This is a genomic window from Geitlerinema sp. CS-897, from assembly GCF_028368005.1.
In the GTDB taxonomy this organism is placed as follows: Bacteria; Cyanobacteriota; Cyanobacteriia; order Cyanobacteriales; family Geitlerinemataceae; genus Baaleninema; species Baaleninema simplex.
Genome location: NZ_JAQNCQ010000310.1, coordinates 1 through 12,766, shown reverse-complemented (window position 1 = coordinate 12,766; position 12,766 = coordinate 1). Strand labels below are relative to the sequence as shown.

The 12,766-nt window shown below is 53.8% G+C and carries 21 protein-coding genes and 1 pseudogene; 5 read left to right on the top strand and 17 right to left on the bottom strand.

The window, feature by feature from the left end; translation table 11 throughout:
• Positions 1–24 precede the first annotated feature (24 nt).
• From rplR to rplC, 16 genes are all read right to left on the bottom strand, one after another.
• Positions 25–381: a 50S ribosomal protein L18 gene (gene rplR / locus POG22_RS19675; protein ID WP_017659045.1), complete on the bottom strand. Its 357-nt coding sequence runs from the start codon at positions 379–381 to the stop codon at positions 25–27.
• 37 nt (positions 382–418) lie between these two features.
• The gene (gene rplF, locus POG22_RS19670) at positions 419–958 is read right to left on the bottom strand and encodes a 50S ribosomal protein L6 (protein WP_063716281.1); all 540 of its coding nucleotides are present in this window, start codon (positions 956–958) and stop codon (positions 419–421) included.
• A gap of 98 nt (positions 959–1,056) precedes the next feature.
• Positions 1,057–1,458, bottom strand: a complete 402-nt coding sequence (gene rpsH / locus POG22_RS19665) for a 30S ribosomal protein S8 (protein ID WP_017659043.1) — start codon at positions 1,456–1,458, stop codon at positions 1,057–1,059.
• A 23-nt stretch (positions 1,459–1,481) separates the two neighbouring features.
• Positions 1,482–2,027, bottom strand: a complete 546-nt coding sequence (gene rplE, locus POG22_RS19660) for a 50S ribosomal protein L5 (protein ID WP_063716280.1) — start codon at positions 2,025–2,027, stop codon at positions 1,482–1,484.
• 78 nt (positions 2,028–2,105) lie between these two features.
• Entirely contained in the window at positions 2,106–2,456 is a 351-nt protein-coding gene (gene rplX / locus POG22_RS19655) for a 50S ribosomal protein L24 (protein ID WP_017659041.1), read from the bottom strand.
• Entirely contained in the window at positions 2,457–2,822 is a 366-nt protein-coding gene (rplN, locus tag POG22_RS19650; RefSeq protein ID WP_017659040.1) for a 50S ribosomal protein L14, read from the bottom strand.
• Positions 2,823–2,882: 60 nt separating this feature from the next.
• A complete protein-coding gene (rpsQ, locus tag POG22_RS19645; protein ID WP_017659039.1) occupies positions 2,883–3,134 on the bottom strand; it encodes a 30S ribosomal protein S17 in 252 nt (83 codons plus the stop codon).
• A 39-nt stretch (positions 3,135–3,173) separates the two neighbouring features.
• Entirely contained in the window at positions 3,174–3,512 is a 339-nt protein-coding gene (rpmC, locus tag POG22_RS19640; RefSeq protein WP_498906880.1) for a 50S ribosomal protein L29, read from the bottom strand.
• 9 nt (positions 3,513–3,521) lie between these two features.
• Positions 3,522–3,935, bottom strand: a complete 414-nt coding sequence (gene rplP / locus POG22_RS19635; protein ID WP_017659037.1) for a 50S ribosomal protein L16 — start codon at positions 3,933–3,935, stop codon at positions 3,522–3,524.
• A 59-nt stretch (positions 3,936–3,994) separates the two neighbouring features.
• Positions 3,995–4,723 carry a 30S ribosomal protein S3 gene (gene rpsC / locus POG22_RS19630; protein ID WP_017659036.1) on the bottom strand — a complete coding sequence of 243 codons (729 nt, stop codon included), beginning with the start codon at positions 4,721–4,723 and terminating at the stop codon, positions 3,995–3,997.
• A gap of 18 nt (positions 4,724–4,741) precedes the next feature.
• The gene (gene rplV / locus POG22_RS19625) at positions 4,742–5,104 is read right to left on the bottom strand and encodes a 50S ribosomal protein L22 (protein WP_017659035.1); all 363 of its coding nucleotides are present in this window, start codon (positions 5,102–5,104) and stop codon (positions 4,742–4,744) included.
• 15 nt (positions 5,105–5,119) lie between these two features.
• Positions 5,120–5,398: a 30S ribosomal protein S19 gene (gene rpsS / locus POG22_RS19620; RefSeq protein ID WP_017659034.1), complete on the bottom strand. Its 279-nt coding sequence runs from the start codon at positions 5,396–5,398 to the stop codon at positions 5,120–5,122.
• Between the two features lie 58 nt (positions 5,399–5,456).
• A complete protein-coding gene (rplB, locus tag POG22_RS19615) occupies positions 5,457–6,320 on the bottom strand; it encodes a 50S ribosomal protein L2 (RefSeq protein WP_017659033.1) in 864 nt (287 codons plus the stop codon).
• Between the two features lie 59 nt (positions 6,321–6,379).
• Positions 6,380–6,685 (bottom strand): 50S ribosomal protein L23, encoded by a 306-nt coding sequence (locus POG22_RS19610; protein ID WP_017659032.1) that lies wholly within the window; start codon positions 6,683–6,685, stop codon positions 6,380–6,382.
• Positions 6,678–7,310: a 50S ribosomal protein L4 gene (gene rplD / locus POG22_RS19605; protein ID WP_498906879.1), complete on the bottom strand. Its 633-nt coding sequence runs from the start codon at positions 7,308–7,310 to the stop codon at positions 6,678–6,680. The genes POG22_RS19610 and rplD overlap by 8 nt, the downstream gene beginning before the upstream one ends.
• A gap of 35 nt (positions 7,311–7,345) precedes the next feature.
• Positions 7,346–7,984, bottom strand: coding sequence for a large ribosomal subunit protein uL3 (gene rplC / locus POG22_RS19600; protein ID WP_498906878.1), 639 nt, complete (start codon positions 7,982–7,984; stop codon positions 7,346–7,348).
• 679 nt (positions 7,985–8,663) lie between these two features.
• Between rplC and ndhN the strand changes: the two genes are divergently transcribed.
• From ndhN to POG22_RS19580, 4 genes are all read left to right on the top strand, one after another.
• Positions 8,664–9,137 (top strand): NAD(P)H-quinone oxidoreductase subunit N, encoded by a 474-nt coding sequence (gene ndhN, locus POG22_RS19595; protein WP_498906877.1) that lies wholly within the window; start codon positions 8,664–8,666, stop codon positions 9,135–9,137.
• A 277-nt stretch (positions 9,138–9,414) separates the two neighbouring features.
• A complete protein-coding gene (locus POG22_RS19590; protein WP_498906876.1) occupies positions 9,415–10,014 on the top strand; it encodes a gamma-glutamylcyclotransferase family protein in 600 nt (199 codons plus the stop codon).
• 102 nt (positions 10,015–10,116) lie between these two features.
• Positions 10,117–10,971 (top strand): formyltetrahydrofolate deformylase, encoded by an 855-nt coding sequence (gene purU / locus POG22_RS19585; RefSeq protein WP_498906875.1) that lies wholly within the window; start codon positions 10,117–10,119, stop codon positions 10,969–10,971.
• Positions 10,972–11,410: 439 nt separating this feature from the next.
• On the top strand, positions 11,411–11,845 hold the full coding sequence (locus POG22_RS19580) for a GNAT family N-acetyltransferase (RefSeq protein WP_498906889.1): 435 nt from the start codon (positions 11,411–11,413) through the stop codon (positions 11,843–11,845).
• Between the two features lie 10 nt (positions 11,846–11,855).
• Here the strand turns inward: POG22_RS19580 and POG22_RS19575 are convergent, their stop codons facing one another.
• Positions 11,856–12,413, bottom strand: coding sequence for a hypothetical protein (locus tag POG22_RS19575; RefSeq protein ID WP_498906874.1), 558 nt, complete (start codon positions 12,411–12,413; stop codon positions 11,856–11,858).
• Between the two features lie 158 nt (positions 12,414–12,571).
• Here POG22_RS19575 and POG22_RS19570 point away from each other — a divergent pair.
• Positions 12,572–12,766, top strand: a pseudogene (locus POG22_RS19570) (helix-turn-helix domain-containing protein); the annotation flags it as partial.

The window sequence follows — 12,766 nt, the reverse complement described above, 5'->3', positions numbered from 1 at the left end:
TTGATTGAAGTCGCGTGGTGTACTTTAGAAGTTTAGCCCGGCTTCGCGGGCGGCATCGGCGAGGGCTTTGACTCGGCCGTGGTAGAGGTTGCCTCCGCGATCGAAGACCACCTTATCGATACCGGCCGCTACCAAACGCTTGGCGACGAGTTCGCCGACTTTGGCGGCGGCGTCGCAGGTGGCCGTACTGTCGAGTTGGAGTTCCTTATCGACAGTAGAGGCCGCCGCGAGGGTGTGGTCTCGCGTGTCGTCGATAGCCTGGACGTAGATATGTTGGTTCGATCGAAACACGGCCAGGCGAGGACGTTCGGACGTCCCGCGAACTTTCCGCCGAATCCGGCGGTGTCTGCGCTGAATAGACTGTGTACGTGTCAGTTTCATAGCTGCTGTGACGGTGATGAGTAATGCGATCGAGGCGTTATTTCTTACCGGCCTTACCTGCTTTGCGCCGAACTTGCTCGCCAGCGTAGCGAATTCCTTTGCCTTTATAGACTTCGGGGGGACGGACGCCGCGAATTTTAGCAGCGGTGTTCCCGACGACTTCCTTGTTGATGCCTTTAACGATCACGTTGGTATTGTTCTCGACCGCCAACTCAACGCCTTCAGGGGGGGCGATTTCGACCGGTTGGCTGTAGCCGACGTTGAGAACGAGGGTTTTGCCTTTCACTTGGGCGCGGTAGCCGACCCCTTGGATTTCCAAGCGACGCTCGAATCCGTTCGAGACGCCCTCGACCATGTTGAAAAGCAACGTGCGGCTGAGTCCGTGACGCGACCGAGAGACGCGGGATTCGTCGTGACGTTTGACGAGAATCGTCTCGCCGTCGCGATCGAAGGAAACTTCTTTCGGAAACACCCGAGACAGTTCGCCTTTGGGGCCTTTCACGGAAACAGCTTGCCCGTCGATGGTCACGGTGACGTTTTTAGGGACGCTTATAGGTCGTTTGCCAATTCGAGACATAGCTAGTTCTTGAAGTGTTTAACGGATTCGCACCCGAGGATCGCCGTCAATTGGCGGCGTATCGAAGCGGACGTCGCCGTCCGAGAGGGTGCGAGAACTTAGTAGACGTAGCAAAGCACTTCTCCGCCAACGCCGTGCTGGCGTGCTTCGCGATCGGTCATGATGCCGCGAGAGGTCGAAATAATGGCAATGCCGATTCCACCGAGAACTCGGGGGAGTTCCTTACGATTGGAGTACACGCGCAATCCCGGCTTACTCACCCGCTTGAGCATCTTGATAATCGGCTGGCGGTTTTTGCCTTTGTACTTCAGCGAAACGACGAGATGTCGCTTGACTCCTTCGCCGACTTCTTCAAATTCAGAAATAAATCCCTCGTTTTTTAAAACTTGGGCGATGCTGCGCGTCATCTTGGTGGACGGCACTTGCGTCGTGTCGTGCCGAGCCAAGTTCGCGTTGCGAAGGCGCGTCAGCATATCTGCAATAGTATCGTTAGCCGCCATAGTTTCCTCTTATCTAACCTGCCTCAATTACTGCGGAAGGGCATTCCCATTTCCTTGAGCAAAGCGCGACCCTCTTCGTCTGTCTCAGCCGAGGTAACGATCGAGATGTCCATGCCCCGCACTTGGTCGACGCTGTCGTAATCCACTTCCGGAAAAACGAGCTGCTCTCGGAGGCCGAGGGTGTAGTTTCCCCGACCGTCGAAACTTTTAGGACTGATGCCGCGAAAGTCTCGAATCCGAGGCAAGGCCAAATCGATCAACCGAGCCAAAAATGCGTACATCCGCTCTTGGCGAAGCGTCACCATCACGCCTACGGGCATTCCTTCGCGAAGTTTAAATCCAGCGATGGATTTTTTGGCACGGGTGACGATGGGTTTTTGACCCGTAATAATCGCCATTTCCCGCACGGAGGATTCGAGGGCTTTGGCATTTTGAGACGCCTCCCCCAGACCTCGGTTGACGGTGATTTTCACCACTTTGGGGACTTGGTGGATGTTGGTATAGCCGAACTGGTCTTTCAGCTTGGGGACGATGGTATCTAGGTAAAGGGTTTTGAGTCGCTGTGTCATGGTCGTAGTACCTCGGAAGTGTCCTGGTCTTGGTCAGGACGAGTAAAGCTGTATCGGAAGCGAACCGACAACGGATCGTCAATCAAGGATCTCTCCAGTTTTTTTGAGCTTTCTGACTTTTCGTCCGTCTTCGGTGAAGGTGTAGCACACGCGGCTGGCCACCTTTTCTTTGGTCGAATACAGCATCGTGTTAGAGCTGTGGATGGGGGCTTCAAAGGTCACGATGCGACCGGACTCGTCTTCTTGGGTGGGTTTGACGTGCTTGGTGCGGACGTTGACCCCTTTAACCACCACTTGACTGGTTTCGGGCAACGCTCTGAGGACTTCGCCGACCTTGCCTTTGTCTTTCCCGGCGATGACCTGAACGGTGTCGCCTTTTTTGACGTGCATTTTCAGGCGAGTTGGTGTTTTCTGTTGGCTCTTAGGCATCTAGAGCACCTCCGGCGCGAGCGAAACGATTTTGGTGAAGTTTTTCTCCCGGAGTTCGCGAGCGACGGGGCCGAACACCCGCGTTCCTCTGGGGTTGCCGTCGAGGTTGACGATGACGGCGGCGTTGTCGTCGAAACGGATGCTCATTCCGCTTTCGCGACGTAGGTTTTTGCGCGTGCGGACGACAACCGCTCTCACGATGTCGGATTTTTTAATCGCCATGTTGGGGATGGCGTCTTTGACGACGGCGATAATCGTGTCGCCGACGTGGGCGTAGCGGCGATTTCCCCCGAGGACGCGAATACACATGAGCTTGCGCGCCCCGCTGTTGTCCGCCACGTTGAGATAACTTTCTTTCTGAATCACGGTCGTTCTCCCTTACTCCGAGCGTTCTTTAACAAGCCTGCGATGACTTATCGAAACCGACTAAGCGTCCGGAGTGTGGCTGAGAGTTTCAACCACGACCCAGTGCTTGTGTTTGCTGAGGGGGCGGGTTTCGCGGATGCGAATGCGATCGCCGATCTGGCACTCGTTATTTTCGTCGTGGGCTTTGTAGCGTTTGGTTTGAACCATCGTTTTGCCGTACTTGGGGTGGGGAACCCGGTTTTCGACGGCGACAACGACCGTTTTCTGCATTTTGTTACTGACGACGGTGCCGACTCTTTCTTTAACTGCCATAAGCGGATGACTTTCTTGGTCGATAAACGGATAGGGAGATTACGCCTCTTCTTCCTCGCTCGCGGCGGCCGGTTCTTCGGCGGGAGCCTCGGCGGGAACGTCGGGAGAAGTGCTATCGCTCGCGGCGGCCGGTTCTTCGGCGGGAGCTTCGGCGGGAACGTCGGCGGCTGAAGAAGCCGCTTCGAGTTCGCGCTCGCGTTCGACGGTCAGCAACTGCGCGAGGCGATGGCGCAGGTGTTTGAACTGGTGGGGTTTTTCGAGTTGTCCGAGGGCTTGTTGCACCCGCAGGTCTAACAGTTGTTTTTTAATGTCGAGAACCTGCTGGGACAGTTCTTCACTGCTGAAATTTCGGACTTCGTCGATCTTGGGCAAAGACATCGTCAGTTTCTACTCTCCTTCGCGCTTGATGAATTTCGTTTTAATCGGCAGCTTGAAGGACGCCAGACGCATGGCTTCCCGAGCGGTTTCTTCGGGGACGCCTGCGATCTCGAACATGATGCGGCCGGGTTTGACGACAGCCACCCAAAACTCGGGCGATCCTTTACCGGAACCCATCCGGGTTTCTGCCGGACGCATGGTCACGGGTTTGTCGGGAAACAGACGAATCCAGATTTTCCCACCGCGACGGACGTAACGAGTCATTGCCCGACGGCTGGCTTCGATTTGACGGGAGGTAATCCAGGACGGCTCGAGAGCTTGGAGGCCGTACTCCCCGAAATCGACTTTGTTGCCACGGGTGGCTTGACCCCGGAGTCGTCCGCGCTGCTGTTTGCGGAATTTGGTACGTTTCGGACTGAGCATGGTTTGCGAATCGAACGTTGGCTATGGGTCAGACAGGGTGCGACCGACGGGACTCGGTTTTACCCTTCGTTGGAGCGATCTTCAAACTGTCTGCGACGCTGTTGGCGACGGCGAGGGCGATCGGCGTTCGCGGGCGCTTTTTCTTCCTGTCCCGGCAAGATTTCGCCTTTGAAAATCCACACTTTCACGCCCAGGATGCCGTAAATGGTGCGGGCGGTACGGTAGCAGTAATCGATATCAGCCCGTAACGTATGCAGGGGAACGCGACCTTCGCGAGTCCATTCAGTCCGTGCGATTTCGGCACCGTTGAGGCGTCCGGCCACTTGCACTTTGATGCCTTCGACACCAGCGCGTTGGGCTCGTTGGATGGCTTGGCGCACGACGCGACGGAAGGACACCCGCCGTTCGAGTTGTTGGGCGATATATTCGGCAATCAAGGCGGCGTCGGCGTCCACACGGGTCACTTCGACGACGTTGATGCGAATTTGACGGTTGCTACCGCCGAGAATCCGTTGCAGGTTCGTCCGCAGGCTTTCGATGCCGCTGCCACCGCGACCGACGACTACACCGGGACGGGCGGTGCGAATTTCCAGGTCGATTTGGTCGGCCTTGCGTTCGATGCGAACTTCCGAAATTCCGGCGTTGTTCAGGTTGTTTTGGATATACTCCCGAATCAGGCGGTCTTCTTTGAGCAGTTCGGGATAGCGTTTGCTATCGGCGAACCAACGAGAGCGGTGTTCTTGGGTTACTCCCAAGCGAAACCCAGTCGGGTGAATCTTTTGTCCCACGAGTCCTAGTCCTCTTGTCTACTCTTCGTCAATTTCAGGGGCGACTGCCACGGTGATGTGACAGGTGGGTCGGCGAATCATGTAAGCGCGACCTTGAGCGCGAGGGCGATAGCGTTTCAGGCTCGGCCCTTGGTCGGCGAAGGCTTCGGACACCACGAGGGACGCCGGATCGATGCCGAGGTTGTGTTCGGCGTTGGCGACGGCCGAACGCAGGACTTTGAGGACGGGGTCGCAAGCCCGGTAGGGCATGAATTCTAAGATGACCAGTGCTTCCCGGTAAGTCCGTCCCCGAATTTGGTCGAGTACGCGGCGCACTTTATGGGGGGACATTCGGATATAGCGCGCAGTCGCCTTTGCTTGTTCGGTAGTATCGACAGCCATGAGGCTTCTCCTTCTCTAGCGGCGGGCTTTTTTATCACTCTTGGCGTGGCCTCGGAAGGTGCGCGTCGGGGCGAATTCTCCGAGTTTGTGGCCGACCATTTGCTCGCTAACGTAGACGGGGACGTGAGCGCGACCGTTATGGACGGCGATGGTATGTCCGATCATCTGCGGCACGATCGTAGATGCGCGAGACCAGGTTTTGATAACTTGTTTTTCGTTTTTGGCGTTGAGGGCTTCGATTTTTTTCATCAAGCTGTCGGCGATGAAAGGCCCTTTTTTGAGCGATCGACTCATAGTTTCGTTCTGGGTGAAGTACACAGAGGGAGTCCGTTCTGAGACGGCCGGACGAGGTTTAGCTTTCGCGTCCGCCCCGGCTGCGTTTGGAAGTCTTACGACGGCGACGCACGATGTATTTGTCGCTTTGTTTGTTCTTCTGACGGGTTTTCATCCCCAGTGCGGGTTTGCCCCAGGGGGTCATCGGACCGCTGCGACCGATGGGAGCGCGTCCTTCACCGCCACCGTGGGGGTGATCGACGGGGTTCATGACGCTACCGCGCACTTGCGGGCGACGACCTTTCCAGCGGGTGCGTCCGGCTTTGCCGAGGGTTAGGTTTCTGGCTTCGCTGTTGCCCACTTGTCCGATGGTGGCGTAGCATTCGCGGCGCACCATGCGAACTTCGGTCGAAGGCAGTTTCAGCGTGACAAAGTTACCTTCTTTGGCGACCACTTGGGCGCTGGTTCCTGCTGCGCGGACAATTTGACCGCCGCGACCGGGCATGAGTTCGACGTTGTGGACGCTCGTACCCAGGGGAATGCTTCCCAGGGGCAGGGCGTTCCCGACTTCGATGGGGGACTCGGGACCGGCAACGACGGTGCTGCCGACGGCCAGTCCGCTCGGGTGCAGGATGTACCGCTTTTCGCCGTCTTGGTAGTGCAGTAAGGCGATGCGGGCGTTGCGGTTGGGGTCGTATTCGATCGCTGCGACTTTGGCAGGAACGTTGTGTTTGTCCCGGCGGAAGTCGACGAAGCGATAGCGGCGTTTGTGACCGCCACCGCGATGGCGACAGGTGATGACGCCCCGGTTGTTACGCCCTTTGGCGCGGTGTTTGGATTTGGTCAGGCTTTTCTCGGGTTTGCTCCGAGTGACTTCGGAGAAGTCCGAGACGGTGGCTTGGCGAGTACTCGGGGTGTAGGGTCGGTACGAACGAATACCCATGATGTTTGTCTCAGGTTTGGTGTGCTACGAAAGAAGGGGCGAGGGTTCGGACGCCAGTTTTAAACGTCGGGGAACAGGTCGATCGAATCGCCGTCGGCCAGCCGAACGATCGCGCGTTTGTACTGGGCTTTGTATCCGACGAAACGTCCGACGCGCTTTTTCTTAAGCGGTTTGCGGAGGGTTTGCACGGAAACCACTTTGACCTCGAACATGGCTTCGACGGCCGCTTTGATTTCGGGCTTGGTGGCTTTGAGCGCGACGTCGAAGGTGTATTGGTTGTTCTCCATCAGCCGCGTGGCTTTCTCGGTGATGAGGGGGCAACGGATGATATCGGCTAGGTCGCGCTGCGAAACGGTTTTAGTCACTGTAAACCTCCTGAATCTTGGCTAATCCTGCGGCCGTGGTCACGATTTTGTCGGCGTGAAGCAGGTCGTAGACGTTGAGGTTGGTGGCGGCGATGGTTTTGAGCCGCTCGACGTTACGAGCCGACAGATATACGTTGTCGGGGATTTCCGGCAAAATCATTAGGATTTTGGTGTCGGCGTCGATGCCCCAACGCTCGAAGGCGTTGACGAGGTCTTTCGTCTTGGGGCGCGAAAACTGTTCGGCGAATTCTTCGACGACGATCAGATCTTCGGCACGGCTGGAAAAGGCGGTTCTCAGGGCGAGACGCCGCTCTTTTCGGTTCATTTTGAGGTTGTATTCTCTCGGTTTGGGACCGAAGATGACCCCACCGCCTCGCCATAGGGGAGACCGGGTCGAACCGGCCCGGGCGCGACCGGTGCCTTTTTGACGCCAGGGCTTGCGACCGCCACCGCGCACTTCGGCGCGAGTTTTGGTGGAAGCCGTCCCTTGGCGGGCGTTGGTCGTTTGACGCACGAGGGCGCGGTGGACGATGTGGGCGGCGCTTTCTTCTTTGGCAACTTTGAGTTCGAAGGTGGCTTGTCCCACTTCTTCGCCTTGCCAGTTGCGAACTACACAATTAACCATGTCGATCGTCTGTTACTCGTTCGAGGATGGAAGGACTATTTGGCGCCAACGATATTGGCGGGGGCGATACTGATTAAGCTTCCGGGTTTTCCGGGAACGGACCCTTTCACGAGCAGCAGGTTCCGTTCGGCATCGATTTTAACGACGGTCAGTTTGCGGATGGTGACGCGATCGTTCCCTTTGCGACCGGCCATCCGTTTGCCGGGATAGACGCGACCGGGGGTCGTTCCAGCACCCGTCGAACCGGGGAGGCGGTGGTTTTTCGACCCGTGAGACATAGGCCCGCGCTTGAAGTTATGGCGCTTTTGATATCCGGTGAAGCCTCTACCGATGCTGTGACCGGTTACGTCTACGATTTGTCCGTTTTCAAAGATTTCTACGGTGACGGACTGTCCGAGTTCGTACTCGCTGACACTGGCGGGTTTGTATTCGCGCAGGTGGCGCAGAGCCGGGGAATCGGATTTTTTGAGATGACCCAGTAGCGGGTTGTTCAGTGCTTTAGGCTTGACTTCGTCGTAGCCGATTTGTACGGCTTCGTACCCGTCAGTTTCTTTGGTTTTGATTTGCGTGACTTTGCACGGTCCGGCTTCAACGACGGTAACGGGGACGGCTATGCCTTCCTCGTTAAAGATTTGCGTCATGCCGACTTTTTTGCCGAGAATCCCAACAGACACGGTACTGTTTTCTCCTTGTTTAGCCACTACACATACGAAGATAGGTTGGCGTATGCCTCACCCGCAGATCGCTCGCAGCGTTTGACACCCCTATAACGCGACAACCGCCGATGGTTCTCTAGAACCACTTCGGTTGCCGCGATCGAGGAGATTCGATACGTTGAACTGGGGTGTCCGTTAAAGCTGTTTCGAGGTTGCCGGGTTCGGCTGAGACTTAGGCAAACTCTGGGTTAGCCCAGTATCTCCGGAGTGGGTTCGCAACTGACGTTGGGGAACCGTTTCCGAATTTTCCCAGACGCCGATAACATGGACGGTTCGGGCGCGGGGATACCTCTACGCTTGCGACTTGTTGCCTTGTTGAGGGCAGTAAGCCAGTCCCGTAGGCTATGCGATCGAGTCGCACTATATACTATAGTGCTAACGTTTTTTTATAACTTTCAGTCGCAATTTCTCAGTATACGCGAGTCGATCTTAATTGTCTAGTGCTGGCAAAATTTTCATGCGATCGCAGATCGCTATCCTGTAGGCTGACTCGGCCGTATCCTCGTGGGAATCCCGCTGTGGGGCTATACTTTTTTAAAGGATTGTTGCGGTAATTTGCGATCGCGTCTTGTCGGACGGTTCTGTGGCGGTCTCGCGCTAGGCGCGTCGATGGCAATCTATTTAGAGTTTAAAGCGCATGATATTACTGGCAAACGGCAAAAAATTTCTATCGGATCTCGAGCAGTTTGGGGCGTTAGGGGCTTACGTTCCTCTCGAAGGTGGCTTTGAAGGACGTTACCAACGACGCGCTCGGGCTGCGGGTTATACGAGTATTTCGCTCTGCGCTCGGGGATTGGGCGATTTGGCGTCTTATTTGATGGGCGTTCACGGCGTTCGTCCCCCTCATTTGGGTAAAAAGGATTTCGGTGACGGTGCGGTGGGGCCGATCGCTTACGTTCCCCCGATCGTGCAAACGCAACTGGATACGCTTCCGGATCGATCGAAAGGTCTATTGCTGTGGATTTTCGATGGAAGAGTGTTGTCTCGTCAGGAACTTGAATATTTGACGGCGCTTCCGAAAATCGAACCCCGCGTGAAAGTGGTGGTGGAAGTGGGCGGCGATCGCACCTTTCGTTGGATGTCTCTTGAAGACGTTCTGGTTCCGGCTTAATTGGGTAGATGAAGGGATGATGAGAACGTTAGGTTCTCTTCTGGCTTTGTCTCTCTAAATTCTCTAATTTTTCAATATCTCGATCGACGGCGTACCGATGTTTTCGGTGCGTCGTTGTTGTTAGTGGCGCTTTGTTAAGTTAATCTACGGTTTCTCGGTCGAGATACTGTGGTTTTGATAAGATGGGTGGAGAATTCTATCAAAAGTATTACAAGCAGCCTACAAGTCAAGCTGTTATCTCTGTCACGTTTTGTCTGTCACGTTTAGGAGGTTTGCTATGAGCGATCGCCCCGATCGACTGTCGCCGAGCGAAATCGCACGATCGAGCGAACGTTGTCTCGATCGCACGCCCCACCATCGAGTATTGTCCGAAACCAGTTTCTATTATTTCGCCTACGGTAGTTGTATGTGTCCGATCGACCTACAGCGAACCCTCGGCGAAAGTACGCGAGACTACGTGGTGGGTACGGCGGTTCTCGACGGATATCGCCTCGCCTTCAACCGTCGATCGCGGCGTCGCAACTGTGGCGTTCTCGATGTCGTCCGCGACGATAACGCTCGCGTTGAGGGAGTTCTGTACCGTCTTCCCTGGCGTTTGAGCGATCGCCTCGACGAACGGGAAGAAATCCCCACGGGAGGCTATCGCCGCGAAACTATCGCCGTACAGTGTGGCGATCGCCACTATAGCGACGTTCGGACTTACGTTGTCGTCAACAAACTCCCCCGCGAACTCGCACCCAACGACTGGTATTTCAACGTAGTGTTACGGGGTGCTGTGACTTGTGGACTCTCCGAAGCCTATTGCTGGCGGTTGTTCGAGCATATGTATCGACTGCAACAACAGCAAGGGGCGAACGAACTTCCCCTTTCGGCTTAAAAGGCTCGAGAAGCTGTGTATAATCGGGGTTTGCAATTTGTGCAACCTTTGATAGCAAACCCTCGAACATCGCGCTCTCGCAGCGATCGACTGCAACGATTCATGAACGGTTCCACTGCAATTTTACTTTTGGCTTGTCCCGATCGCCAGGGACTCGTGGCGAAAATCGCCAATTTTATCTATTCCAACGGCGGAAATATCATCCATGCCGACCATCATACGGACTTTTCCGCCGGACTGTTTCTCAGCCGCATTGAATGGCAACTCGACGGTTTTAACCTACCTCGAGAGATTATTGCCCCGGCTTTCGATGCGGTGGCGAAGCCTTTGGAAGCGGATTGGGAACTGCATTTTTCTGATGACGTTCCGCGCATCGCCATTTGGGTGACGAAACAAGACCATTGTTTGCTCGATTTATTGTGGCGTCAAAAGGCGAAAGAGTTTCAGGCAGAAATTCCGTTAATTCTTAGCAATCATACAGAATTACAGCCGATCGCCGAACAGTTTGGTATCGATTTTCATCACGTTCCGATTACGAAAGAGACGAAAGTGGAACAGGAAACTCGAGAACTGGAATTGTTGCAACAGTACGATATCGACCTGGTGGTGTTGGCGAAATATATGCAGATTCTCAGTTCGGATTTTGTCGAAAAGTTCCCGAAAGTCATCAATATTCACCATTCGTTTCTTCCGGCTTTTGCGGGAGCAAAACCTTATCACCGGGCGTACAAACGTGGGGTTAAGATTATTGGAGCAACGGCGCATTACGTGACGGAAAATCTCGATGAAGGACCGATTATCGAGCAGGATGTGGTGCGTGTCAGTCACCGTGATACGGTTGCCGATCTGATTCGGAAAGGGAAAGATTTGGAGCGAATGGTGTTAGCGAGAGCGGTGCGATCGCATTTGCATCGTCGCGTTTTGTCTTACAACAATCGCACGGTTGTTTTTGCTTAGGTTGATGTTTTCTAGTGTTGGGGAGGGAATAGCCCTCCCGACTGCATTCCCATGCGAAACCGGGAAACGAGCGCACGAGGAAAACGAGAATGAGTTTTGAGAAAAAGATTGGCTACAATAAAATTTAGCTTTTAATACTCTAACTTGTTTTGAAGTTTTCGGCTCTTCCGACCTTGGTGTGTAGGGTAAATGCTTGTAGCCTATAGCAGTATGACTTTGTTTGCGAATTGTTTTCAATATGAATCATTGCAGTATGGGGTTTTCAGCCGATCTGTTTCCGCAAACCATTTAGGATTGCTATATATCTGGAAAGGAATTTCGCAATTTGAGCGGATTTTTTATACAGTTTAGCAAAAACTCTTTTCCTGTAAGGGTTTCAGCGATTTCTTGCATGGTAAGTTCGGAAGAACCACAAATACCTTCGATTTACGTTTCTTCAATGGTTGAAATAAAATTCCGATCTGGCAATTTAACTTCTGCGGAACAGGCCATCCTAATGGCTGGCTTTTCTCGTCATTCTGAGGCGACTTCTGCACCTCCTTTTGGTAAGGAACGACTGGCATGGATCGCTTACAACGGGCAAGATGCGATCGGAATTCTCACAGCAGATTTATTGTGGGATTGGCTGTATATTGATGAGCTTTGGGTAGACGAAAACTATCGTGGGCAAGGATTGGGGAAGTCTTTAATGAAACAGGCAGAAAACTATGCAGCCTCGCAGCAACTTGTAGGACTCTGGCTTTGGACTCAAAGCTGGCAAGCCGCTGATTTTTATGCAAAGCTTGGCTACCAAAAGTTTACACGTTTTGAGGATTTCCCACGAGGTTACTCCAGAATCGGCTTCCGCAAACAGAACTTGACAAGCGGCGAATAACAATCGCAGCTTACAGCGATCGCTCTCGACAATAGCAGACAAACTGTTGGGGAAACGCCGGATTGCTGCCAAAGTGTAAGTGAACGTAGCTGGCGAGAACGTTACCGATGCGATATCCTTCCCACTCCAGGCGATCGCCCCAGCCTTGCAATCGGTAATCGAACTCTATGACGGAAGCGGCAGAGTCGCCAGGGTTGAGGTCTAACAGATTACCCGATTCATCGACGATATCGGAATAATGAAAGCGATGTCCGCGAATTTTGCTTTGTTTGGGAAAGAATCTCGTCGAACCCATAACTTCCGCCTGACGATAGCCCAATTTAACCCGTTTTCCCATTGTCGTCCAGAAGGGAAGAACGCCCACAAACGGATAAGACGATCGCTCGGATTCCAGCAATCCCTGAGAGAGATACATCAACCCACCACATTCAGCGTAAACCGGACGCCCCGACTGGCAAAATGCTGCGATCGCTCGACGCAAACTCTGATTTTCCGAGAGTTGCGCGGCGTAGAGTTCGGGATAACCGCCACCGCTTAGTGGTGCAGAAAACTTTTGAAAACAGAGCATTGACAAAAAGCACGAGATGTGAAGTCAATCTTGAGGGTGTCTTTCAGCACCTCAAACCCCTTTGAATACGTTCGTCTTCTCACCGCCATCCAGAAATCGATAGATTCACTAGAACTATTGTATAGCAAGGGTTTCAGGACTTTTCTGCACCACCAAGCTATCTTACCTCATCTGAGCGTGTTGAGATCTATAAACTTTTCACTCAGGAAAATTGTTCGCGGGGGGAGATCGCTAGTCGTCTTGGTCGAGACAAAGAAACGATTTCTCGAGAACTCCGACGCCATGCCACAGAAGAAGGTTTGTATTTACCTGATACCACTCAAAAAAAAGCTGAAGAAAGGCGTCAAAACGCT